This window comes from Mycobacteriales bacterium, from assembly GCA_036497565.1.
Classification (GTDB): domain Bacteria; phylum Actinomycetota; class Actinomycetes; order Mycobacteriales; family QHCD01; genus DASXJE01.
Genome location: DASXJE010000291.1, coordinates 1 through 23,579 on the forward strand (window position 1 = coordinate 1; position 23,579 = coordinate 23,579).

The following is a 23,579-nucleotide window of genomic DNA, read 5'->3' on the forward strand; positions in this document are numbered from 1 at the left end:
CAGCGCGGCCTGCACCTCGGCCTGACCCGCCCGTTCGACGTGATGGTGATCGACCGGGGCCTGCCTGCGATCGAGGGGGTCGACCTGCTCGGCCGGCTCCGGTCGCGGTCGGTCGGCTCGCCGGCGTTGATCCTCACCGCGCGGGGGACGCTCGCCGACAGGGTCGAAGGTCTGGACGCGGGGGCGCAGGACTACCTGGTCAAGCCGTTCGAGATCGACGAGTTGCTCGCCCGGCTCCGTGCACTCCTCCGGCGGCATGCGGATCGCGCCGACACCCTCCCGTTCGGCGCCGGCCGGCTCGACCTCGTCCACCGCCGGGTCCAGTCGGCTGACGGCACCGTCGTCGTCGGTCTCTCCGACCGGGAATGCGCGCTGCTGCGGATGCTGGTCAGCCGGCCAAGCCGGGTCTACACGCGCGAAGAACTGCTGCAGGGCGCATTCGGCGATGCCGAGCGCCCGGCGGCCGTCGACGCATGCGTGCACTACCTGCGCCGCAAACTCGGTCGACAGGCAGTGGCGACGGTGCACGGCGTCGGCTACCGCGCGGGCACCTGGTGAACCGGTCGGGCGCAGCGCCGGCGGATCGTGCGCTCCTGCGACGGGCGACGCGCGCAATCGCCGTACAGACCGGGGTCGCGGTGGCGATCGTCGTCGTCGCGGTCGCCGGAATCGCCTTCCTCGTCGATGCTCGGGCGCAGACCGCACGGGTGCAGGAGACGGTGCGTACCGCCGCGAGGACCGCCGACGACGTCACCGATCCGCCCGCCGGGGTCGTTTTGCTCGCGCGGTCCGCGGACGGCCGGCTACAACGCAGTCCGGGTGCGCCGGCGAGGCTCACCGGGCTCGACCCGTCGAAGTTCGGTCTGGGCCGGTCGACGTTCACCGTCGGTTCGGACAGCTATCAGGCCTTCACGTCGGTCCGGGCGAACGGCACCCGCTTCGTCGCCGTACTCAACACCGGTGAGCTCGGCGAGGAACGCGACCGACTGGGACGTGCACTCCTGCTGGCGGGCGTGATCGGCATCGTGGGGGCCGCCGTCATCGGTGGCCTGATCGGGCGCCGCGCCACCCGCCCGCTCGGTGACGCCCTCGCGCTGCAGCGGCGATTCGTCGCCGACGCGAGCCACGAGCTACGGACGCCGCTGACCGTGCTGCACACCCGTGCCCAGATCCTCTCCCGACACGTCGGCGCGAACAACGATCCGGCCCTGACCGACCAGGTACGCGAACTGGTGGCGGACACCCGCGCGCTCGGCGAGGTGGTGGAGGATCTGCTGCTCTCGGCCGAGCTGCAACACCGACCCGACCGGCAGGAGCGGGTCGACCTGGCCGCGGTGGGCGCCGACGTCGTCCGCGCATTCGCTCCGTACGCAGAAGAACTCGGGGTCGAGCTCCGGTTCGAGGCGTCGTCGCCGAATGAGGGGGTGGTCGCGGGGGTCCGCTCGTCTCTGCACCGGGCCGTGGGTGCCCTGGTCGACAATGCGCTGGCCCATAACCGAACCGGAGGTCACGTGACGGTCGGCGTACGACGCCGTGGCGACGAGGTGGTCCTGACGGTGGCCGATGACGGCGAGGGCCTGGACCCCGAGATCGCCGACACTCTGCTGCGCCGATTCGGCCGCGGTGAGCAGGCATCGGGCCATGGACGGCGGTTCGGTCTCGGCCTGGCGCTGGTGCGGGAGGTGGTGCAGGCGCACCGCGGTCGGCTGGACCTCGACGGCCGCCCGGGCGTCGGAGCGACGGTCACGATGGTCCTTCCAGCACTCGAGCGCGTTGACCCGCGGCCGCCTCTTCAGTAGTCCCCCGGAAGGCCCAAAGACCTTTGGTAGAGGGATGATCGCGGACCACCGCACGTTGTTTTCGTCGTGAGGGATGTCGGGTGACTCTGACCGGAACGTGGTTCTTCGTCCTGACGGTGGGCGCCGCGATTGCGGCGTTCGTCATCACCGTGCTGTGTTGGCCGCACGCGCGGCGGGACGGCGTACCGGCGAAGGCGCGGGCTCTGCTGACCCGGGCCGGGCTGCTGCTGACCGTCAACGCCCTGGTGTTGCTGGTCGCGGGCACCGCCCTGAACGACACCTACCAGTTCTACGCAGACTGGACGGACCTGGGCAGCAGCCTGTTCAGCAGCCCCCCGAAAGTTACCGCCGAGCACAGCGGCGGCAGCACCGCGCAGACGTTCGGATCGAAAGCCATCCCCACCACCCCACCCCGCCGCGCCCGCCGGCACCGGGTGAAGGCCCGCCTCGCCTACGACAAGCTCGTGGCGGAAGCCGGGGTCGCCGACCGGCTCCGTACCTACACCGTGCACGGCCCGCGGAGCGGCCTCACCGGCACCGTCGGCGTCGTACTCCCCAAGACCTACGGCGACGCGCGGTACGTCGACCACCACTACCCTGTACTCGAGGCCTACCACGGCTTTCCCGGCGCACCGTTCCAGGGCATCGACGCGATCCACCTCAACACCCACCTTGACTCCCAGGTCGCTGCGGGCAAGATCGCCGACACCATGATCGTCGCGCCGCAGCTGGAGATCCCCAACGACGTCGACACCGAATGTCTCAACGGCGTCCGCGGCACCGCGCAGATCGAAACCTGGATCACCCAGGACATCCCCACCTGGGTCAAGCAACACTTCCGCGTGCAGACCGCCCGCACGTCCTGGTCGACGATCGGCCTGTCGATGGGCGGGTGGTGCGCGGCGATGTCGACGATGCTGCACCCGCAGACCTACTCCGCCGGCATCATCCTCGGCGGCTACTTCCTCCCCTCGTTCGGTGACTACCACCCGTACCCCCGCAACAGCTGGCTCACCGGGCACTACGATCTGCCCGCGCTGGCGAAGCGCAACCCACCGCCGGTCGCGCTGTGGTTGGAGAGCTCCCGCCGCGACGATCTGTCGTTTCCGTCGACCCAGAAACTGCTCGCGGCGGCGCGCGCGCCCACGTCGATCAACGCGGACATCCTGACCCACGCCGGGCACCGGTCGAGTGTGTGGGAAGCGCTGCTCAACCGCGCCCTCGACTGGCTCGGCCGCACCGTTCCCGGCTTCCACCCCAGTCCCACGGCGCAGCATGCGGGCGAGGTCGCACTCGGACCTCATCACAAGCACTAGTAGACATCGTGACGGGCACCGGCGTCCGTTGCACAAGGGGGTTTTCGTGCAGGTGATGGGTTGGTTCTTCGTCGCGGGCATCGTCGTCGTGGTGGCGGTCGGCGCGGCCGTGGGGCTGGGTGCGCACACCGGGTCCTGGTGGCGGAGTCGGCCGCCACGGTTCTCCGACCGGGTTTACGGCGGGTTCGGCCGGGTCGCCGGCTTCGTTCTCACGATCGCCGCCGGCTCCGGCGTCGTCTGGGCGCTGGGTTGGGTCGTCGGCTACATCGCCCGTGAACTCGACCCGGCCGACCACACGGCCTTCGCGTGGATCCGACCGCGGGCCGACGTCTCCTGGCTCAGCCCGGCGATGCGGGTACTGACCCAGATGGGCAACAACCGGGAGACGCAGATCATCACGGTGGTCGCGGCCGTCGTACTCACCGTCCTGTGGTGGATCCGACGGCGCGGAATCACCGCGCTCACCCCCGCGGTGCTGATGGTCGTCGCCTACGAGCTCGAGCATCAGATGCAGCACACCCTGAAACTGCTTGCCCATCGGGGCCATCCGCCCACCACGCTGGGCACGTTCCCGTCCGGCGGCTGCGCCCGCCTGCTGTGTGTCGCCGGGCTGGCCATCTACCTGCTGCTCCGCTACTTCAACGCCAACCGCTCCCGGATCGGTGTCGGCGTGTGGACCCTCTTCGGGGTCGCGGTCTACATCGAAGGCTTCGCCCGGATCTACCTGTCCCAGCACTGGGTCACCGACGTCTTCGGTGGCTGGATCGTGGGCACGATGCTGCTAGCGGTCATGGTCGGCGCCGCGATGGTGCTCGACCACCCGGCCACCGCACGGCAACCTCATCCGGGGACGCCGGTCGGCGCAGCCGATGCCGGTGACCCGACAGAGCGACACCGGGTAACGACCTGACTCAGCTTCTCCCGACCACTCGCAACTACTACTTCCTTGTAGTAGTTTAGGTGACCAGCGGTCCCGGCCACCTCCCCATGGCTGGCCGGGGCCGCCCTCCACGTCCGGGTCGATGAAACAGAACTACGCGGGCGTGATCACGGCGTGCAGGAGCTTGTCGGCGTTCACGACCAGATCGCCGCACAAGAACCCGGCCGACCGGTCGGGCTCGTCGGGGCTGCTGGCCAGCACCCACCGGTCGCGCACCCGGATCTGGGCGAGTAGCGCGGTCCGCACCTCGTCGAGAGTGGCATAGGGGCCCGGTCCCCACTCCTGTCCGGCGACGGAGCACGGAACGGCGACCCGGACGTGCATCTGCTGACCGGTGACGAAGAGCAACTCGAGCTTCAGTCGCAGCCGGGGCTCCATCATCTCTCGCGACGCCGGCCGGACCGAGCTCGAAATCTCTAGGTCGGTCACGGCTATTCCTTCCGGTGGGGCGGCTTGGCGATTGGCTTCACTCTACCGCGGTCGGTCACGGGATTGCCTGCTCTGCAAGGGGAATAGCGATCGTCACAAGGCTTCGCCAAGAACGTCTTGTCGAGCTCTAACCGTGTGTTTTCCTTCGCCTGCGACACTCTCCCGATGACCACCGATCGAGCGCGACGGGACAGCGGAACCGCCACCCTTCGTCGGGCGGCCGTCAAGGTTCCGGAGGTGACGGTCGCCTTCTGGATCACCAAAGCGCTGACGACCGCGATGGGTGAGTCCACTTCGGACTTCCTCGTGCACGGCCTTCCTCCGGTGGTCGCCGTCGCACTGGGCGCTGTTGCGCTCGCCATTGCAATCACCATCCAGTTCAGGGCGAAGCACTATGTCCCGTGGAAATACTGGCTCGCCGTGGCCATGGTCGGGGTCTTCGGGACGATGGCCGCGGATGTCCTCCACGTCGGGTTCGGTGTCCCCTACCTGGTGTCGACCACATTCTTCGCGGTCGTACTCGCCACGGTCTTCATCGTCTGGCACGCCACGGAGAAGACGCTGTCCATCCACAGCATCGACACGCCTCGCCGCGAGGTCTTCTACTGGGCGGCCGTGATGGCGACCTTCGCGCTCGGCACCGCCGCGGGTGACATGACCGCCGTCACCCTGCACCTCGGATACCTCGCCTCGGGCGTGCTGTTCGCCGCGGTGATCGCCGTACCGGCGGTCGGGTATCGATGGTTCGGCCTCAACTCGATCCTCGCGTTCTGGTTCGCCTACATCATCACGCGGCCACTTGGGGCGTCGTTCGCGGACTGGTTCGGCGTATCGCACGTGCGCGGCGGCCTCGATCTGGGAACGGGTCCGGTCAGTCTGGTCCTGGCGCTCGTCATCGTGGGACTCGTCGGCTACATGACGGCGACGTCTCGGGAAGCACCGCAGAGCGGCCGCACCGGAACGTAGTATCGGCGGTACGGCGAAGTGTCTTTTGGGGGCGCCGATGTGTACGCGCATATTCTGGTCGGACAACGACGTCGCCAAGGTCGTCTCCCGCACCATGGACTGGCAGGTCAGCGACGAGCCGCGGCTCTGGACGCTTCCGGCCGGAATGCACCGTAGCGGCGGCGTACCCGACGGGTTGAGCTGGCAGTCGCGGTACGGCAGCGTCGGGCTGAGCATGTGGGATGCGGGTACCTCGGACGGCGTGAACGACCAGGGACTCGGTGCGCATCTGCTGTATCTCGAGGCCGCCGACTTCGGCGCTCCCGACGCACGGCCGGCTGTCGCGAACACCCATTGGGGACAGTGGGTCCTCGACAACTTCGCCACCGTCGCCGACGCGGTCGACGCCATGTCGAGCATTCGGATCACCTCGAACCCGTTGCGCGGCCAGCGCCTGAACTGCCACCTGGCGATCGACGACGTGACGGGTGACTCGGCGATCATCGAAGCGATCGACGGGAAGCTCGTCGTCCACCACGGCGCGGAATTCGGCGTGATGGCCAACGACCCGCTGTTCGACGACCAGCTCGCCAACCTGCACCGCTACCGGCCGTTCGGCGGCGACCTTCCGCTGCCCGGTGACATCCTGTCCACCGACCGGTTCGTGCGCGCCACCTACTTCCTGGAGCACCTGCCGCCGCCACAGAACGTCGACGAGGCCGTCGCGGGCGTCATCCACATCGGCAGCAACGTGGCGGTCCCGCCGGGAGCGCCGTACGACGACTTCAGCGTCTACCCGACATGGTGGATGTCGGCGATCGACCTCACCAGCCGCACCTACTACTTCTGGTCACGCCTCAGCCCGGCGCTGACCTGGCTCTCGCTCGATGACATCGACCTTTCTGCCGGGGCACCGATCCGAGCCCTGCAGATGGAGAAGTCGGGTCTGGCCGGGGACATCGCGCCCGACCTGACGACCTGGGCCCAGCCGCTGCCCTACTAGTGCCGCAGCAGGCAACGTTCGCCCTGCCCACGCCCGCCGACGACCACGTCGAACGCCGATGAGTTTTGGGGATGATCCCGGTCGACAGGGTTGTACCTGCTTTAAGAAGGGTGAGCGAGGATGGGGAAGGTGCTCTGGCACACGCCGTTGAGTCTGGACGGCTTCATAGCGGGGCCGGACGATGACATGGGGTGGGTTTTCGACGTCGATGGCGGGTCAGGCGAGACCGCCGACGAGGTTGTTCGATCGACGGGAGCGTTGCTGGTTGGCCGGCGTACGCAGGATGTCGAGGATCGCCTGCAACCGGGCTTCTACGGAGGCGCCTTTCGCGGGCCGTTCTTTGTGTTGCGCCATGATCCGCCGGCGCAGCCCCCGGTCGTGAAGGGTGTGACCGGCCAGTTCCTCGACATGGGGATCGAGGAGGCGGTGACACTTGCCAAGAAGGCCGCGGATGGCGCGAATGTGGTCATCCTTGGCGCCAATGTCGCCCGGCAGTGTCTCGAGGCCGGGCTGCTGGACGAGATCATCGTGCACATTGCTCCGGTCCTCGTCGGCGGGGGCGTTCGCTTCTTTGAGAGCGCCGGGGGCGCTCCGATCAGACTGGAGGCGATCGCCTCCCACGTGGAGGGCGAGACCACGGTGCTTCGCTACGCGGTCCCGAAGACGCCAGGGGAATAACGGTGAGGCAGGTCAGCACTAGGAGCCACCGGGAACCCGGTTGCCGGAGCCGGCTGACCCAGGCAGAGTTAGCCGGCTGTGAGCAGTCGTCGCGCGTCACGTCGGGCGGCCGTGCGAACGTTGTTTCAGGCGTTTCCCGGCCGTACCGCGTTGCTGGCCGCCTTCGCGCTTATCGAAGGCGCCCTGCCGGCCGCGTTCGCCGCGCTCGTCGGCGTGCTGATCGGCGCGCTGCCGGCCGCCGTGAGCGGCGGATTCGGCTCCGCCGGCGGGCACCGCGTCGTGCTCACCCTGGTCTGGATCGGCGTCGTACTCGTCGTGCAGGAGCTCGTCAGCAGCGTCAAGGCGGTCACCTCCAACGATCTCTACCGGCGGTTCGACGCGCACCTGCTCGGCGCGATCATGGCGGCGGCCATGGACTGGCCCGACCTCGACCTCTTCGACGACCCGGAGAAGGCGGCGGCACTCGACCGGGCCCGGAAGATGGCGGCGTACGGACCGGGCGAGCTCGTCTCCGGCCTGAGCACGAAGTGGCAGACCCTCTCGCAAGGTGCGGCGTCGGCGGTCCTGCTGGCCGTCTACTTCCCCTACGCGGCAATTCCGCTGGCGCTGCTGTGGGTGCTCTTCGGCCGCGCGCTGCAGGCGAGCTACTACCGAGCCAATCCCTTCTGGGCGGAGCCCCTGCGCCGTGCGGACTACCTGAAACGGCTGGGCACGATGCCGGACTGGGCGAAGGAGCTGCGGATCTTCGGACTGGTCGAGTGGATCGCCGACCGGTTCACCGGCCAGTGGCGGCAGGTGATGGCCGAGCTGCAGCGCGCCCGCCGGGCCGACCATCGGGTGATGGCCGCATGGAGCACCGCGTTGTTCCTCGGCAACGCCGGGGCGACTGCGCTCGTCGTACGCAGCGCGTGGACCGGGTCGCTGGGGCTCGGCGGTCTCGCGGTCGCCACGCAGGCCATCTTCGGTATGGCACTGCTCGCCAGCCAGCAGGGCGACATCTGGATCGAGAACGGCGCAGTACCGGTGCCGGAGGTGCACGCGCTGCAGGACATGGTGGCCGACCGGCCCGGTGAGGTCGCCGGACGCACCGCCGACGCGCTGCCGGCGCGCAGCATCCGGTTCGAGCACCTGTCCTTCACCTACCCGGGCCGGTCGGAGCCGGTCTACGACGACTTCGACCTCGAGATCGAGGCCGGGACGTCGCTGGCGGTCGTCGGCATCAACGGCGCGGGCAAGACGACGCTCGTCAAGCTGCTCACCGGCCTGTGTCACCCGCAGCGCGGCCGTATCACGGTCGACGGCACCGACCTGTCCGCCCTGACCACCGCGAGCTGGCGGCGCGCGGTCGGCGCGATCTTCCAGGACTTCGTGCACTACGAGCTCCCGGCCCGGGAGAACGTCGGATTCGGCGCGGTGGAGATGCTCGGCGACCCCGGCAGCGACGCGCGCGTGCAGGCGGCTGCCCACAGTGCCGGCGCGAAGGCGCTGGTCGACGGCCTGCCCCGCGGGCTGGACACCACGCTGTCGCGGCGGTTCGACGGTGGCGTCGACCTGTCCGGCGGGCAGTGGCAGCGGATCGCGCTCGCCCGGGCCCTGATGGCGGTCGAAGGCGGTGCGCGGGTGCTCGTGCTGGACGAGCCGACCGCGCACCTCGACGTCCGCGCCGAAGCGGATCTCTTCGACCGGTTCCTGGATCTGACCCGCGGCTTGACGACGGTTCTGATCAGCCACCGATTCTCGACGGTACGGCGGGCCGACCGGATCGTCGTCCTCGATGCCGGCCGCGTGGTCGAGGACGGCAGCCACGCCGACCTCGTCGCCGCGGGCGGCCGTTACGCGCACATGTTCCGGTTGCAGGCCGACCGTTACGTCGGTGATCACAGTGGCTGATTCCGCCGCGGGCGTCGGCCGGCTGCAGGTCGCCCGGACGATGTTCGGCTTCGCGTGGGCGGCCGACCGCCGCCGCTGCGTCCTGACGCTGGTGCTGCACGCCGCCGTGGCGGTCGTCGGCTCGCTGTTCGCGGTGTGGCTGAAACTATTGGTCGACGCCGTGACGGGGCATCACCTCGCCGAAGCGGTGCTCGCCACCTCGGCGATCGCCGTGTCGGTCGCCGCACTCGCCGGACTTGACTACGCGGTCTCGCGGGTGCAGATGACCCTCAACGACCACGCCCACCACCTGATCGAGCGGCGGTTGCTGGAAGTGGTCGGCCGGACTCCGACTCTCGAGATCCACGAGACGCCGGCGCACCTGATGCAGCTGGAGCTGCTCGAGGATGATTCGTGGGCGTTCGGCAACGTGATACCTGCGCTGGTCAATGCCGCCGAGACGCTGCTCCGCATCGTCATCACGATCGTCCTGCTCGCGGCGGTCGATCCGGTGCTCCTGCTGCTGCCACTCTTCGGGCTGCCGTCCCTGCTCCTCAGCGGCCGGGCGAGCGGGCTCTACAACCGCGGAAACGAGCTGGCCGCCGATCCGTTGCGGCGGGGCGCGTCGCTGTTCCACCTGGTCACCGGCAGCGCAGCGGCCAAGGAGATCCGACTGTTCCGGCTGCGAGATGAACTGCTGGGTCGGTTCCACGACGCGCAGCGGGACGTACGCCGGATCCAGGCCCGACTCCAGGCGCAGGGCGAGGCGATCCGCTTCGCGACCCGGTTCACCTTCCTGGTCGGCTACATCGGCGCGATCGTGCTGGTCACCCAACGCGCGGTGGACGGCCGGACGAGTGTCGGCGACGTACTTCTCGTCGCCGTGCTCGCAGGTCAAGTGCTAACGCTGGTCTCCAATTCGGCCGAGCTCGGGCAGTGGCTGATCCGGACCCTGATCGCGGCCGGCCGGTTCGTCCACCTCGAACAGGTCGCCGCCGGGGCGACCGGCGGACGTTCCGCCGACGACGCTGCGCCGGATCGTCTCGACGTGGGTATCCGCGTGCAGGACGTCTCCTACCGCTACCCCGGCCGGGAGACCGACACCCTGCACGGCGTCGACCTGCTGCTGCCGGCCGGATCGACCGTCGCCCTCGTCGGCGACAACGGCGCGGGCAAGTCGACCCTCGTCAAGCTGCTGGCCGGGCTCTACCGGCCGTCCGGCGGGCAGATGTGGGTCGACGACACGGACCTCGCCCGGATCGACCCGGTGCGGTGGCGGGAGCGGATCTCGGCGGGCTTCCAGGATCACGCCCGGTTCGAGTTCGTCGCGCAGGAGACGATCGGTATCGGCGATCTCTCCGTAGTGGACGATGCGTCGGCCGCCGGTGCGGCGCTGGAGCGGGCGGCGTCGGAGGACGTGCTGGCGTCGTTGCCGGACGGCCTGCGCACGCAGCTCGGGCCGAGCTGGCCAGGCGGCGTCGAGCTGTCCGGCGGGCAGTGGCAGAAGCTCGCCATCGGCCGGGCGATGATGCGCACCCGGCCGCTGCTGCTCCTCCTCGACGAGCCGACGGCGGCCCTGGACGCGGAGTCCGAGCACCGGCTCTTCGAGAGCTGGACCCGCGCCGCGCAGGAGCTGCGCGCGGCGAGCGGCGCGATCACGTTGCTGGTGTCGCACCGGTTCTCCACCGTGCGGATGGCCGACCTCATCGTCGTACTCGACGGCGGCCGGATCGTCGAGACCGGCAGCCACGCCGACCTGATGGCCCGCAACGGCCTGTACGCCGAGCTCTTCGAGATCCAGGCGCGCGCCTACCGGTGACCGGCCGGGCTCCGGATGGGAGGCTTTGGGTATGGCGCTGTTCGACGTGGCGGAGGCGCGGGCTGAGCTCGCCGGCCTTCGACCTACCCTCGACGAGTTCGTGGTCATCCGGGCCGATGCGGCCGAACTCGCCGCCTCGCTCGGCCCCGGGCAGGCGCCGACGCCGCTCGGCGGGCTGCCGGAGTTCAAGGCGGCGCAGGCCAGGCTGGACGAGCTGATGACCGGGATCCAGCAGACCGGTGTCGAGCTGAAGGGCTTCGCCCCGCTGCTCCTCGACTTTCCGGCCGAGCTGGACGATGTACCGGTGTTGCTGTGCTGGCTGGAAGGTGACGCGGGGCTGGAGTGGTATCACCGGCTCGACCTCGGGTTCGCCGGCCGGCGACCACTCACGACGCCGGGGTAGCGACGACAGCCGGATCCGCCGTCGGCGCGGGTACGGCGCGCGGTCGGGGAACCACGATGCTCGCCAATGCACCGGCGAAGGCGAGCCCGCTCGCCACGCCGATCGCCGCGCCGAAGCCGTCGCTGAAGACACGCGCCGAGGCGAACCCGCCGACGACGGCGAAGACCGCGCTGAGGACCGCGATGCCAATCATGCCGCCGACCTCGCGGAGCATGCTGTTGGCGCCCGCCGCCTGCCCGACCGCTGCCGGGCCTACCGCGCCGACCACCGCGCTCTGCACGGCGGGAAACACGGCGGAACCGCCGATCCCGGCGATCACCAGTGCCGGAACCATGACTGGATACGCGAGACCCGGCGCGGCCACCACCGCGAGCCAGGCGAGCCCCGCGCCCTGCAGCGTCAGCCCGCCGACCATCACCACCCGGTTTCCGAACCGGTCGGCGAGGGCTCCGGCCAGCGGGGCGACGACCGGCATGGTGCCCGTCCAGGGCAGCATGCGCAGGCCGGCACCGAGCGGCCCGTAGCCGAGCCCGGACTGCAGGAACTGCGCCATCCAGAAGACGGTCCCCATGATGACGGCCGAGTGCAGCATGGTGACGACGTTGCCCGCCGCGAACGCCCGGATGCGGAAAAACCGCATCGGCAGCATGGGCTCAGGTGCGCGTCGCTCGCGGACCACGAACGCGACGGCAGCGACCGCACCGGCCACGAGCGCGGCTGCCACCTCGCCGCCGCCCACCCCGGCGCCGGCGGCGCGCACCAGCCCCCAGACCAGACCAAGGCAGGCACCGGTGACGAGGACGAGGCCGGGTACGTCGAGCCGACGGGCCGCGCCGTAGCTCTCTTCGATCCGGGACAGGACGAGTGGAACGCTGATCAGGCCGATCGGCACGTTGATCCAGAAGATCCAATTCCAGCCGATCGTCGCGCTGATCACTCCTCCGATCACGGGCCCGGCGAGCGTGGCCAGGCCGGTCACCCCGGCCACCAGTCCGAGCGCCCGGCCGCGTCGCTCGGCCGGAAAGGCCGCGCCCACGAGCGCGAACGCCAATGGCGACACCACAGCGGCGCCGACACCCTGCACAGACCGCCCGACGACGAGCACTCTCGCGTCCGGACTGGCGGCGCAGATCGCCGACCCGAGGGTGAACAGCGCGATGCCGGCGGCGAACAGGCGCCGCCGTCCGTATCGATCACCGAGCGCCGAGGCGATCATCAGCAGCACCGCGAAGGTCAGGTTGTAGGCGGTGACCGTCCATTCCAGCGACTCGACCGACGCGCCCAGCGCTTGCCGGATGGTGGTCAGCGCCGTGGTCACGACGAGGATGTCGAGCGCCACCATGAACGACGCTACGGAGGCGAGTCCGAGGACCCAGCGACTGGTGGATCGTGCTGTCATGACCGCCTCCGTTGCCTCTACCGTCAGGGACAGATAGCACCGTAGGAGGCTCTACTCCTAATTTGCAAGTAGTTACTGCGAAAGAATCGATCGATGGGGTAGGGTCACGTCATGACGAGTCGTACCTACGGCGAGGCGTGCGGCATGGCGCATGCGCTGGACCTCGTCGGTGAACGCTGGGCGATGCTGGTCGTCCGCGAGTTGTTGCTCGGTCCCAAGCGTTTCTCCGACCTCGACGCGGGGCTGGCTGGCGCGAGCCCCAACGTGCTGTCCGAGCGGCTCCGCCAGCTAGAGCAGGTCGGCGTCGTACGCCGGCGCCGGATGGGACCGCCGGCCCGGGCGTGGGTCTACGAGCTGACCGAGTGGGGCCGCGAACTCGAGCCGATCATGCTCGCGCTGGGCACCTGGGGTGTCCGCTCGCCGTTGCTCGACGGCTCGGGCCACGTCAGCGTCGACTCGATCGTCCTTGCGCTGCGGACCTACTTCACCACCGACGCCACCGACTGGGACGCCACCTACGAGGTGCGCTTCGACGACGACCGGTTCGCCGTACGCGTGACCGGAGGCGCGATCAGCGTCGAGCGCGGGTCGGCCGCCGATCCGGACGCCACCATCGCGACCGACGCCCGCACGTTCCGCGACCTGCTCGGCAACGGACCGCTGCTCGGCGAACTCGCGGGCGGCGCGGTGACCCTCACTGGTGACGGCGCGGTCGCCGAACGACTCTTCGCAGCAGTGCAAGTCCCCGGCGCCGTCCCCGCCCCCGCATAGCGAAGAATGGCGGGCGTGAGTTCATCCGCCGCCGCACCTGCCGCGGTCGACGCCGTGGTCTTCGACATCGGCGGCGTGCTCGTCGACGCCAACTACCGCCACCTCTACCGCAAGCTGATCGACGACGAGTCGGCGATGGAGGAGTTCCTCGCGACGGTCTGCACGCAGGAATGGCACACCCGCCACGACGCCGGCTACCCGATGGAGCAAGGGGTAGCCGAGCTCGTGGCGCAGTACCCGCAACATGCGGCATTGATCTCCGCCTGGCACAAGCGCTTCGACGAGACGTGGGCCGGCGCCATCGAGGAGACCGTGGTCATCGCCGCCGACCTCAAGTCGGCTGGAATCCCGCTGTACCTGCTGTCCAACTGGCCGGGCGAGGTCTATCCGATGGCCCAGCAACGGTTCCCTTTCCTCGAAGACCACTTCGCCGGCCAGGTCATCTCCGGATACGAGGGCGTGACCAAACCCGACCCCCGGATCTTCGAGATCCTCACCGACCGCTACGGGCTCGTGCCCGCGAGCACCGTCTTCATCGACGACACCGAGCACAACGCCGTCGCGGCGGCACGACTCGGATTCCAGGCGATCAGGTTCACCGGCGCCGCGCACCTGAGGCAGGATCTCATCGCGCGCGGCCTTCCCCTCAAGGCCTGACCACGCGGCTCAGATCAGACCGAGCAACCGCAGGGCCTGGGCCTGCAGGCTGCCGGGCGGGTTACGACCGGCGGCGGCCTGCCCGGGAAGGAGAAGCAGGAACCACGAAATTGCCGCGAGCCGGCGGGCGAGCAGCAGTCGACGGCGCTCGGCGGGTGTCATGGTGAGGTCGTCGAGCAGGGCCTCCCAGGTCCGGTCCGGCGTGCTGCGGGCCGCGATGTGCTCGACGAGCTCCGCGAACTCGGTGCACCGGTCGCCCTGCCCGGAGTCCTCGAAGTCGACGAGGCGTACCCGCTCGCCGTCCCAGAGGAAGTTGGGCAGGTTGTGATCGGCGCGGGCGAGCACCGTGCGGTGTCTCTCGCCGGCCAGCCGATCCGCTTCCGCGCCGCGGCACCAGCGGACCGCGGTGTCGTACGCCGTCGTCACGACCGGATCGGACACCGGGCGGGGCTGCGCTGCGAGACGGGGTCGGATCCGGTCGAGCTGCACCCGGGGAGTGGCGCGGTCCGGGGGCAGCGCCCGTAGCTCGCGGGCGGGAACGCTCGCGTGCATGCGGTCGAGAGACTCGACGACGGCGCCGGCCTGCTGGTCGGTCAACGGCACGCCACCCAGCGGAGCACCCGTGAGATATTGCATCGCGACCCACGGCGACCTTCCGTCGAGGTCGCCGTCGAGCGGTCGCGGTGCGAGCCCCGGTGCATGGCGGTGCAGCAGCCGGAGCGCATCCCATTCCCGGTGCGGCTCGCCCCGGTCAGCGCTGCGGTAACGCTTGACCACGGTCGCGCCATCCCCCGATGGCGTGATCGTGTGGGTGCTGCGCCGATGCGGCAATACTCAGCCGTTCAGGACGACGACCTCGTGGTCGGTGACGGATGGCACGACGAACTCGACCCACTCCCCGTCGGCAGCCGCCGGAGCGGCGGTGTCCGCGACGAGAAGCCGTGCCGTTGCGGGCACCACCGAGTCTGCCACGCGCACCCGCACCCGGAGCGGGCCGACGGGGACATGCTGGTCCATCGGCCCGTCGCCGGCGCCGGTGAGGTTGACGAGGTGCACGATCCGCGTCGCACCCTGGGCGAAGACGTGACAGTCGAGCCGCCCCGGTCCGTCCACCGTGATCGGGATGTCGTCGCCGGCCACCCACCGCACGATGCCCGCCAGGAGCTGGCCGTGGTCGGGCTGCTTGTCCCGGTCGTAGCAGCGATCCAGGTCGGCCGGAAGGTAGGCGATCCGGCCGCCGCCCGGCACCGACCTGAGGACGAGCCCGGGTACGGCGCTGCGCGGAGCCGCCATCCACGACTTCTCCGGCGGGTAGATCGGGAACGGCGGTACCAGCGTCAGCGGCGCTTCCGTCCCGTCGTCGGTCCGGACCACCTCCAGCCGCCCGGCGAACGGCAGGATGTCGGTGTCGCCGAAGCCGTCGAGAACTGGGTGCCGGTCCGAATCGACGACCGGCTCGGTGCCGATGATCGGGCCGTCGACATCGGCCCGGAGCTCCGGACTGATCCGCAGATAGGTGTGCCGGCTCCAGGACGCCCACGTCGCCTCGGGTACCGACGGCGACCCGTGGTGCGTCCCGGTCGCGTGCGCACCGAAGAGGCCCGCAAGACCGAAGTCGTCGCGGGGAGTCCCGTTCTCGTCGTACCGGCTGGTCTCACCGGTGGCGAAGATCCCGCCGCCGCCGTCGGCGAACCGGCGCAGTTGCGCGCACTGGTCGTCGGACAGCGCCCCGACGTTGGGGAGGACCAGAGCGGAGAGACCCGCCGCCTCGCGGTCCACGTTGTCGGCGTGGATGACCCGATAGGGGATCCGGGCCCGCAGCAACGCGTTGACGATGCCGCGGTAGGGAGAGGCGGTCTGCTGATCGGCGTCGTCCCGGCCGAAGAAGTCGACGTTGTCCTGCGACCAGATCACTCCGACGGTCGCGACCGGCGACCGGTCGACGAGGTAGCGCTCGTTGGCGGCGTGCCACCGGAACAGCGATTCCGCGGTGCGGTACTGGCGCCGGTCCTCATGGTAGGCGCCGATGTGGTGCCACCAGGGCTGGATGCCCGCGGCGAACCCTTCGAGGGCCCACATCCGGGCCTCGGCCGCGGGCTTGCTGCCCAGCCGGAACGTCGGCTCGCCCGCGTTGTACAGCGCCGTGCTCTCCGGGACCATGGTGTCCCAGCCGACGAGGTCGTGGATGAGCTTCCCGCTGTCGGCGTTGGCCTGGAACCCCTTGGCGACGGAGCGGCGCTGCGAGTCGAGGAACACGATGGGGCTGCGCTCGCCGATCGCCTTGTAGTCGCGGAGCCGGACCGACTGGTCCTCCACCCGGCCGCCGTTCATGCCGATCCACAGGCAGTCCGGGCCGCCGGCCTTGGTGGTCCACTCGTTGTTCAGGTCCCAGACCGCGAGCCGGCTCGCGTAGCTCCACCTGATCCAGGCCCGGTACGTCGGATCGTCCCAGTCGACCCGCCGCGGCAGGTCCAGCCCGTTCGTCCGCCGGAACCCGTCGACGCAGTATCGGCAATAGCAGATGTGGTTGCGGTCCAGCCCGCTCCAACTGTTGTCGGCGAAACCCTCGGGCTGGCTGCGTTCGATGATCTCGACCAGCACGGAGGGGATGAACTCGCTGTAGTACGGGCTGTTGATGCAGGTCAGGTAGAGCTCACCGGCGCGGTAGGGCTCGCCTGCCGCGTCTACCGCGAACCAGTCGGGGTGCTCGACGTAGAACTGCTCATCGGCCCGGTTGGAGTCCATCCGGGCGATGACCACGAGGCCCTCGTCGCGGGCGGCGCGGACCACGTCGCCGTAGAGGTCACGGTCACCGAGGCTGACAGCGCGCCGCTGCAGCGGATAGCGGCTGGGGTAGTAGGCGACGATCCCGCCTGCGTTGACGATCACGCCCTGCACCTGGGTACGTCGCCAGTACCCCCGCCACCACTCGGTGTCGTAGCGGACGGGGTCGGCTTCGGTGAGGTTGGTCTGGCCCCACCGCAGGGTCCGTCGGTACCACGGCTCCGGATTGGTTCCGCTCACTTGCCCAGCTCCCGGATCGCCGCGCCGGCGCCACTGAGGTTGTCCAACGACATCTCGGAGTACTTCCGGCTGAGTACGACGCCTTCAGCACCGCCTTCGAACGCCGCCAGCACCGCTTGCTTCACTCCCTCTGGGGTGCACCTGGTCAGGGCCGCTCCCGACGTGGCGTCGCTGTTGGTGCCCGACGACGCCTCCGAACGGCGCTTCCGGTCCTCCATCGCGGCCGCGACCTGCCCGACCGGGATGTCGATGTCGATCCCGGGATAGATCTTGCTGCGGCCGTCGACACCGGCCACGGCCCGTGCGGTCTCCCGGCGTACATAGTCCGGCGAGAAACCCTCCTCGGGCAGGCTCTTGTACGTCGTCTCGTCAAGCTGCAGCAGCTTGAGCATCAACGGGTAGACCTCGTCCGGCGACGCGTCGCCGAACAGGCTCTGGCAGATCTTCCCGACCCAGGTGTGGAACCGCGGGCCCGCACAGTTGTTGTAGGCGACGACCTTGATGAAGTCCGAGAGCCGGCTGAGCTCGTCGTAATCCTGGTCGGCCCGGTAGAACGGACTGAAGGAGATGTTGTGGTAGACGTGCCAGCCCACCTCGATGTTGCGGTTGCACGCCTTGGCGACGCCGTAGATGTCGCGGTAGATCTGCCGCTGGCTGTCGGTCCACAGGTTCTGCCAGGCAAGGATCTCCGGGTACTGCAGAAGCAGTCGCCAGAACGCGACGAACGCGCCGTCGGCCGGGCGCTGACCGCGTGACACCCGGTGGTTCCAGTCGACGAGCTCGCGGTATCCCTCGTGTGCGCGCCGGACGTCGATGCCGCGGTTGCGGGCCTTCTCCTCGCAGTGCGGGCAGAAGCAGCTGACCAACTCCGGGGTGATGGGGCCTTCCATGGCGAGGTTGAGCGGGCCGGGGCGTTCCGAGCACCAGGCCAGGCCGTCGAGGCTGTAGTTCTTGACGTAGTCCTCGACGATGCCCAGATGCCAGTTGCGGTAGTCGGGGTTGTTGAAGCACGGCCGGGTGGTGGGCCGGCCCCACACGTCGACCTCGAGGACCTTGGGGAAGTTCGGATAGTTGCGCAGGGCCTGCGCGTAGCCGCTCTCCTCCATCCACGCGTAGGAGGCCATACCGCGTTTCTTCGCCTCGGGCAGAACCGCTTCGAACAGGTCCCAGTCGGGATGTTCGGGCGCCCGGCCGGCAGCACCGAGCACGGTGTTTCCGTAGTTCTCCGCGTGCACCTTGGCGTAGTTGCCGCCGATCCAGTCGTGGTCGTATTCCTGCGGGCCGTGGTCGGGAAGCGGATGTCCCGGCACCTGCCGTCCCCCGGTCCCCCGGGTCCAGGTCGGCGAGGCGAGGAAGAGTGCGTTGACTCCCCCACGTTCCTGCAGGGTGTCCAACACCGGCGTAACGCCCTCGTCGATGAAGGACACCGCGCCGATCTGCATGGCAACGAACGGATCGGTCACCACATGGCTCCAATGCTCGTGTCTGGGATGGCTATCCACGGGTTTCTGGGTCGGACCCGGCGGGGCAACTTCCGCTTTGTGGAAGTTGACTTCTATCAGGCGGTGGGAGGCATGTAAGCAGGTCACCATGCGGGCGTCAAGGCTCCGGCCGGGATATGTCGACGGGAGGTGATGAGGCCAGACTTGTGTCCGGCCTGGAGGCTCGGTATCTGAAAACGAGGTGATCATGAAGGTGACCCGGGTGGAGTCCGTCGTCCTGATGGGGCGGTACCAACTGGTGCGGGTGCACACCGACGAAGGCGTCGTCGGCGTAGGCGAGGTCAGCCCGATGAACGTCGCCGTGACCCACACGCTGGTCGAGAAGTCGCTCGCCCCGCTGGTGGTCGGCGAGAACCCGGCGGACATCGAGCGGCTGTGGCACAAGATGTTCCACAACCCCTACAAGCTCGGCCCGATGGGCGCGCTGCTCGAGGCCATCGCGGGTGTCGACATCGCGCTGTGGGACATCGCCGGCAAGGTCGCCGGCCGGCCGGTCTACGAACTCCTCGGCGGAAGCTTCCGGGAGGCACCAGAGGTCTACGCGAGTTCGATGCAGCGGGGAATGTCGCCGAAGGAGGAGGCCGAGCGCGCCGTCAGCTTCCAGGAGGAGGGTTACCGCGCCTACAAGATCCATTCTGCGACGCCGTGGATGTACGACGACGGCTTCGACCAGACCCTCGACACCGTGCGGGAGATGCGGGCCGCCGTCGGCGCCGACTTCGACATTCTCGTCGACGTCAACAACGCCTACTACCCGCACACGGCGATCAAGATCGCGCGCGGCCTCGAGGAGTACGGCGTCTGGCACTTCGAGGAGCCCTTGGCCGCACACGACCACGACGGCTACGCAGCCCTCGCCGCCGCGGTGGACATCCCGATCGCGGCCGGCGAGCAGGAGTACACCCGCTGGCAGTTCCGGGACCTGATACTGCGAGCGAACCTCGATATCCTCCAGCCGGACGTCATCAAATGCGGCGGGATCACGGAGTTCAAAAAGATCGCGGCGTTGGCACAGACGTTCAACAAGCCCATCACGGTGCACAACACGCAGCCGACGGTGGGGACGCTGGCCCACCTGCATCTGTGGATCAGCACGCCCAACTGCGTCTATCCGCAGGAGTACAACATCGAGCCACACCCGCTACGGGACGACTGGCCGATCTGGGAGGAACCGGTGCTGGTCGAGAATGGTCGGATGCGAGCGAGTGGAAGGCCGGGGCTGGGCGTGGAACTCGACGAGAAGATCGTGCAGCGGCTGGCGGCGGTCGGGGCTGGTGAGCGGCCATGAAGGTAAAGGAGATCCGGGTCTCATACGCCGTCCGGCCGCGGGCGGCCGAGCCGATCCGCGATGCGTTGCAGACGCTGACCGGCGGCGGCTCGGTCACGGTCGAGATCGAAGCCGAGGACGGCCGGGTCGGTGTGGGGTCGTCGTCGTTCGGACGCGTCGACGGCGCACCGCGGACGCTCGCGGTGCTCATCGAGGAGGAGCTCGCGCCGATGGTGATCGGCGAGGACACCGATCAGATTCCGGCGATCATCGAGGCCCTGAAGGCGGAGACCGAATACCACGGCACAGCGGGTCTTGCGACGTTCGGCATCAGCGCCGTTGACGTCGCACTGTGGGATCTCGTCGGCAAGCAGCACGGCGTCCCGACGTACCAGCTGTGGGGTGCCTACCGCGACCGGGTGCCCGCCTACGCGATGGTCGGCTGGGCCAACTACACCCTCGACCAGTTGCGTAGCCAATGCGCGGCCGCCGTCTCGGAGGGCTTTCTCGGCGTCAAGATGAAGGTCGGGGCGGGATCACTCGACGACGACGTGGCGCGCATCCGGGCCGTGCGCGACGAGGTCGGTCCGACGGTCAAGGTCATGGTCGACGCCAACCAGGTGCTCACGCTCAGCGAGGCGCTGCGTCGCGGGCAGGTGTTCGAGGAACTCGGGGTCGAGTGGTTCGAGGAGCCGCTGCGCGCCGACGACTTCGCCGGCTACGCCGAGCTGACCCGGCGGCTGCGCATCCCGATCGCCGCCGGCGAGAACCTCTACGGCGCCCGCCAGTTCCGTGCCTTCTTCGAACAGCGCTGCTGTGACATCGTGCAGCCGGACCTCCGCCGGGCCGGCGGCCCGACCGAGCTCCGCGCGGTCGGGGCGTTGGCGTCGGCATTCGACGTGCCGTATGCGTCGCACGGTGGTGGACCGGCGGCGCTCAGCATGCTCCTCTGCGCACCGACGGCGATCTGGCTGGAGACCGGTCTTCGGGGATCGGCGCAGGCATGGCCCCGGTTGGAGAATGGTTGCGCGCTCGCGCCGCAAGGACCGGGCTTCGACTGGGAGTGACGGTCCGCTAGGTGCCGAAGCGGGCGACGTAGTGCCACACCCGCTTGAGCGCCTGCTCGTCGTACCGTCCCGTCCGGGCCGCGTCGCCGATGATCCTCGGATCGAGGTGCCCGTCGCGGGCCAGCGCGAGTCCCAGTTCGACGTACCGCGGCCCGCGGTAGTCGGGGTGGCGCTGCAGCTCGTCCACCCCGAGCCGGAAACCGTCATGCCATTCGACCGGGCACGCCATCTTCTCCGCGGAGCGCTCGATGTCGGTGCCGCGGTAGGAGGGATCGAGGACCACCGCCTCGACGTCCCGGCCGACCAGGAGCGGTCCATGGACCTGCGCCTCGATGTAGTCGTCGAGCAGGTCCTGGTCGTCCGCCGCAGCCATGTCGATCAGTGCCAGGCGCTCGGCCACGCCGAAGTGTGTCGGGTCGAAGACGCTGTCCGGGTAGCAGAAGGTCGACCGGGTCGACACCTCGGCGCGCAGCCGCAGGTGCGCGGACCCGAATCGCGGCGAGCCACCGATAGCCCGGCGGCGAAAATTCAGCGACCCGTACTTCGGCCGCTCCACCGGCGGTACGCCGTCATACGCACCGCCGAAGATGCGACTTTCCCACGCCCAACGGTCCCCACCGGGGTGGGCCGTCAGCCCGCCGTTGCTGGTTCCCGTCTCGAACTGGGACCGGTAGCACCCGTCCCGGACCAGAGCCTCGACCACGGGAACGCCGTCAAGAAGCCGATCCGGATGGAAGTTGAGCGTCACCCGAAGACTCGGGTCGATCGGGGCGCCGGTCGCCAACTTCGCGACGTGAGCGATCGCCCACTCCTGCGCAGATTCGACCAGTTCCACGCGGCGAGGCTAGTCCCCGGGCCCGGACCGCACTTTTTGTGATGCGGGCGTGATGTCCGGTCGCTAACGTCACCGGGTGATTCCTGGCCCACCGGACGCCGCGCACCCGGCCAGCTCGTCGTTCAGCCGGCGATCACTGCCCGAGTTGGCCCGCGGGCCGGTCTTCTCCGCGATGGTGGCGTTGGCGGTCGTTCTCACTGCCGTCAGCGGCCGGTACGGGTACCACCGTGACGAGCTGTACTTCCGGATCTTGCACCCCGGGTGGGGCTACGTCGACGAGCCGCCGCTGACGCCGTTGCTGGCCCGCTTCTTCAGTCGCGTTGTCGCTGACAGTCCGTGGGCGATGCGGATACCGGCGACGCTGGCCACGGTCCTGTCGGTGTACGTCGTCGTCCTGATCACCCGTGAGCTCGGCGGCGGACGCGGTGCGCAGGCCATCTGTGCCTGGGGCTACGCCTTCGCGTCCCTGCCGCTGATCATGGGCCACGCGCTGCTGACCTCGACGATCGATCTGCCGGTGTGGCCGGCCGTGGTCCTCTTCGTCATCCGGGCGCAGCTGCGACGGGAACCGCGGTGGTGGCTCGCCGCGGGCCTCGTCGTCGGGCTGAGCATGTACAACAAGCTGCTCGTCGCCGTACTCCTCGCCGCCCTCGCCGCCGGGCTGGCGCTGGTCGGGCCGCGCCGGGTCCTCTGGTCCAAGTGGGTCCTGGCAGGAGCGACACTCGCGCTGATCGTCGGCTCGCCGAACCTGGTCTACCAGGCGACACACCACTGGCCGCAGCTGAGCATGGGGCGCGCCCTCGCCCGAGACAACGCCGGCGACGTCCACATCATGATGTGGCCGTTCCTCTTCCTCATCCTCGGGCCGCCACTGGTGCCGATTTGGGCAGCGGGCCTGGTGAGCCTGGTCCGGCGTCCCGAGTGGCGTCCGGTGCGCTTCCTCGCCGCTGCGTTTCCGGTCCTGCTGGCGCTCGTGTTTGCGATGGGTGCGCAGTTCTACTACCCCTTCGGCCTGTTGTCCGTGCTGTTCGCGGTGGGGTGCGTGCCGGCGGAGGCATGGCTGGCGCGCTGGCGTTGGCTCGTCGTTGCCGGGGTCTCGCTGAATTCGGCGGTCAGCCTCGTTCTGGGCCTTCCGCTGATCCCGCTGTCCGTGCTTGGTTCGACCCCGGTGCCGGCGGTCAACCAGGTCGCCCAGGACTCGGTGGGCTGGCCGGCGTACGTCGGGCAGATCGACGCGGTCTACGCGCGGCTCCCGGTCGCCGATCGCCGTACGGCCGTCGTCTATGCCAGCAACTATGGCGAGGCCGGCGCTATCCAGCGTTACGGCGGCAGGTTCCACCTGCCCCCCGTCTACAGCGGACAGAACCAGCTCTACTACCAGGCCCGCCCGCCTGCGTCAGCAACCGTGGTGGTCTTCATCGGCGGTCAGTTTCCCCGAGCCCGGGGGCACTTCCAGTCCTGTGTCGTGGCGGGCCACCTCGACAACGGGGTCGACGTCGACAACGAAGAACAGGACGAACCCATCGCCGTCTGCCGCGGTCCGGTCGGCGGTTGGCAGGCGGTCTGGCCCGCGCTGAGACACGAGGACTAGGCCGACGTGACCGATCCTGTGGAGTTTGCGGAGCGGGTGGCGGACGCCTTCGACCTCGGGCGGCCGACCGCGCCGATCGCACCGGTGCGGCACGTGAGCCAGGAGACGTGGTGGCTCGACACGGCCTCCGGCCCGGTGCTCGTCAAGCGGTTCTGGAAGGGATCCGAACTGCCCTGGCGGGTGACGCTGGACGCCGCGATGCGACTCGAGCAGCGGGCGTTGGCTGCGGGCATCGATTCACCCAGCCCGGTACCGCCACGGACAG

At 69.3% G+C, this 23,579-nt stretch carries 22 protein-coding genes; 16 read left to right on the plus strand and 6 right to left on the minus strand.

The features are described 5' to 3' along the window. The 4 genes from VGH85_22450 to VGH85_22465 form a co-directional block, all read left to right on the plus strand. Positions 1–558: response regulator transcription factor (locus VGH85_22450; protein ID HEY2176581.1), on the plus strand; the 558-nt coding region annotated here is incomplete at its 5' end. Further along, a complete protein-coding gene (locus VGH85_22455) occupies positions 555–1,799 on the plus strand; it encodes a HAMP domain-containing sensor histidine kinase (protein ID HEY2176582.1) in 1,245 nt (414 codons plus the stop codon). The genes VGH85_22450 and VGH85_22455, both read left to right, overlap by 4 nt. Before the next feature lie 80 nt (positions 1,800–1,879). Further along, positions 1,880–3,115 carry an alpha/beta hydrolase-fold protein gene (locus VGH85_22460; protein HEY2176583.1) on the plus strand — a complete coding sequence of 412 codons (1,236 nt, stop codon included), beginning with the start codon at positions 1,880–1,882 and terminating at the stop codon, positions 3,113–3,115. A gap of 55 nt (positions 3,116–3,170) precedes the next feature. Then, the gene (locus VGH85_22465) at positions 3,171–4,025 is read left to right on the plus strand and encodes a phosphatase PAP2 family protein (protein HEY2176584.1); all 855 of its coding nucleotides are present in this window, start codon (positions 3,171–3,173) and stop codon (positions 4,023–4,025) included. Between the two features lie 123 nt (positions 4,026–4,148). On the opposite strand, the gene VGH85_22470 is transcribed toward VGH85_22465, so the two are convergent. Beyond that, positions 4,149–4,484 (minus strand): hypothetical protein, encoded by a 336-nt coding sequence (locus VGH85_22470; protein HEY2176585.1) that lies wholly within the window; start codon positions 4,482–4,484, stop codon positions 4,149–4,151. Positions 4,485–4,649: 165 nt separating this feature from the next. Between VGH85_22470 and VGH85_22475 the strand changes: the two genes are divergently transcribed. The 6 genes from VGH85_22475 to VGH85_22500 all read left to right on the plus strand — a co-directional run bounded on the left by VGH85_22475 (position 4,650) and on the right by VGH85_22500 (position 11,201). Next, positions 4,650–5,450 carry a hypothetical protein gene (locus tag VGH85_22475; protein ID HEY2176586.1) on the plus strand — a complete coding sequence of 267 codons (801 nt, stop codon included), beginning with the start codon at positions 4,650–4,652 and terminating at the stop codon, positions 5,448–5,450. Positions 5,451–5,487: 37 nt separating this feature from the next. Then, positions 5,488–6,432, plus strand: a complete 945-nt coding sequence (locus VGH85_22480) for a linear amide C-N hydrolase (GenBank protein ID HEY2176587.1) — start codon at positions 5,488–5,490, stop codon at positions 6,430–6,432. 120 nt (positions 6,433–6,552) lie between these two features. Then, positions 6,553–7,110, plus strand: a complete 558-nt coding sequence (locus VGH85_22485) for a dihydrofolate reductase family protein (GenBank protein ID HEY2176588.1) — start codon at positions 6,553–6,555, stop codon at positions 7,108–7,110. Between the two features lie 111 nt (positions 7,111–7,221). After that, positions 7,222–9,000, plus strand: a complete 1,779-nt coding sequence (locus VGH85_22490) for an ABC transporter ATP-binding protein (protein HEY2176589.1) — start codon at positions 7,222–7,224, stop codon at positions 8,998–9,000. Beyond that, entirely contained in the window at positions 8,984–10,798 is a 1,815-nt protein-coding gene (locus VGH85_22495) for an ABC transporter ATP-binding protein (GenBank protein ID HEY2176590.1), read from the plus strand. Before VGH85_22490 ends, VGH85_22495 begins: the two co-directional genes overlap by 17 nt. Before the next feature lie 31 nt (positions 10,799–10,829). Continuing rightward, entirely contained in the window at positions 10,830–11,201 is a 372-nt protein-coding gene (locus tag VGH85_22500; protein ID HEY2176591.1) for a DUF2203 domain-containing protein, read from the plus strand. On the opposite strand, the gene VGH85_22505 is transcribed toward VGH85_22500, so the two are convergent. Beyond that, on the minus strand, positions 11,185–12,600 hold the full coding sequence (locus VGH85_22505) for an MFS transporter (GenBank protein HEY2176592.1): 1,416 nt from the start codon (positions 12,598–12,600) through the stop codon (positions 11,185–11,187). The genes VGH85_22500 and VGH85_22505 overlap by 17 nt on opposite strands. A gap of 111 nt (positions 12,601–12,711) precedes the next feature. Between VGH85_22505 and VGH85_22510 the strand changes: the two genes are divergently transcribed. After that, complete coding sequence (locus VGH85_22510; protein ID HEY2176593.1) at positions 12,712–13,371, plus strand: winged helix-turn-helix transcriptional regulator; 660 nt, start codon at positions 12,712–12,714, stop codon at positions 13,369–13,371. A 15-nt stretch (positions 13,372–13,386) separates the two neighbouring features. Then, positions 13,387–14,028, plus strand: a complete 642-nt coding sequence (locus VGH85_22515) for an HAD family phosphatase (GenBank protein HEY2176594.1) — start codon at positions 13,387–13,389, stop codon at positions 14,026–14,028. 9 nt (positions 14,029–14,037) lie between these two features. Here the strand turns inward: VGH85_22515 and VGH85_22520 are convergent, their stop codons facing one another. The 3 genes from VGH85_22520 to VGH85_22530 are packed head-to-tail and all read right to left on the minus strand — an operon-like array spanning position 14,038 to position 18,515. Beyond that, positions 14,038–14,805 carry an aminoglycoside phosphotransferase family protein gene (locus VGH85_22520; protein HEY2176595.1) on the minus strand — a complete coding sequence of 256 codons (768 nt, stop codon included), beginning with the start codon at positions 14,803–14,805 and terminating at the stop codon, positions 14,038–14,040. Between the two features lie 57 nt (positions 14,806–14,862). Further along, the gene (locus VGH85_22525) at positions 14,863–17,052 is read right to left on the minus strand and encodes an alpha-amylase family protein (GenBank protein ID HEY2176596.1); all 2,190 of its coding nucleotides are present in this window, start codon (positions 17,050–17,052) and stop codon (positions 14,863–14,865) included. Then, positions 17,049–18,515: a hypothetical protein gene (locus VGH85_22530; protein ID HEY2176597.1), complete on the minus strand. Its 1,467-nt coding sequence runs from the start codon at positions 18,513–18,515 to the stop codon at positions 17,049–17,051. The genes VGH85_22525 and VGH85_22530 overlap by 4 nt, the downstream gene beginning before the upstream one ends. 226 nt (positions 18,516–18,741) lie before the next feature. Here VGH85_22530 and VGH85_22535 point away from each other — a divergent pair, with 226 nt between their 5' ends. Together VGH85_22535 and VGH85_22540 are read left to right on the plus strand one after the other, a co-directional pair. Then, a complete protein-coding gene (locus tag VGH85_22535) occupies positions 18,742–19,842 on the plus strand; it encodes a mandelate racemase/muconate lactonizing enzyme family protein (protein ID HEY2176598.1) in 1,101 nt (366 codons plus the stop codon). Further along, the gene (locus tag VGH85_22540) at positions 19,839–20,888 is read left to right on the plus strand and encodes a mandelate racemase/muconate lactonizing enzyme family protein (protein ID HEY2176599.1); all 1,050 of its coding nucleotides are present in this window, start codon (positions 19,839–19,841) and stop codon (positions 20,886–20,888) included. Before VGH85_22535 ends, VGH85_22540 begins: the two co-directional genes overlap by 4 nt. A gap of 7 nt (positions 20,889–20,895) precedes the next feature. On the opposite strand, the gene VGH85_22545 is transcribed toward VGH85_22540, so the two are convergent. Further along, positions 20,896–21,723: a DUF3626 domain-containing protein gene (locus VGH85_22545; GenBank protein HEY2176600.1), complete on the minus strand. Its 828-nt coding sequence runs from the start codon at positions 21,721–21,723 to the stop codon at positions 20,896–20,898. 76 nt (positions 21,724–21,799) lie between these two features. On the opposite strand from VGH85_22545, the gene VGH85_22550 reads away from it, so the two are divergent. Together VGH85_22550 and VGH85_22555 are read left to right on the plus strand one after the other, a co-directional pair. Next, positions 21,800–23,314: a glycosyltransferase family 39 protein gene (locus VGH85_22550; GenBank protein ID HEY2176601.1), complete on the plus strand. Its 1,515-nt coding sequence runs from the start codon at positions 21,800–21,802 to the stop codon at positions 23,312–23,314. A gap of 6 nt (positions 23,315–23,320) precedes the next feature. After that, the coding region (locus VGH85_22555; GenBank protein HEY2176602.1) for a hypothetical protein at positions 23,321–23,579 on the plus strand (259 nt) is incomplete at its 3' end.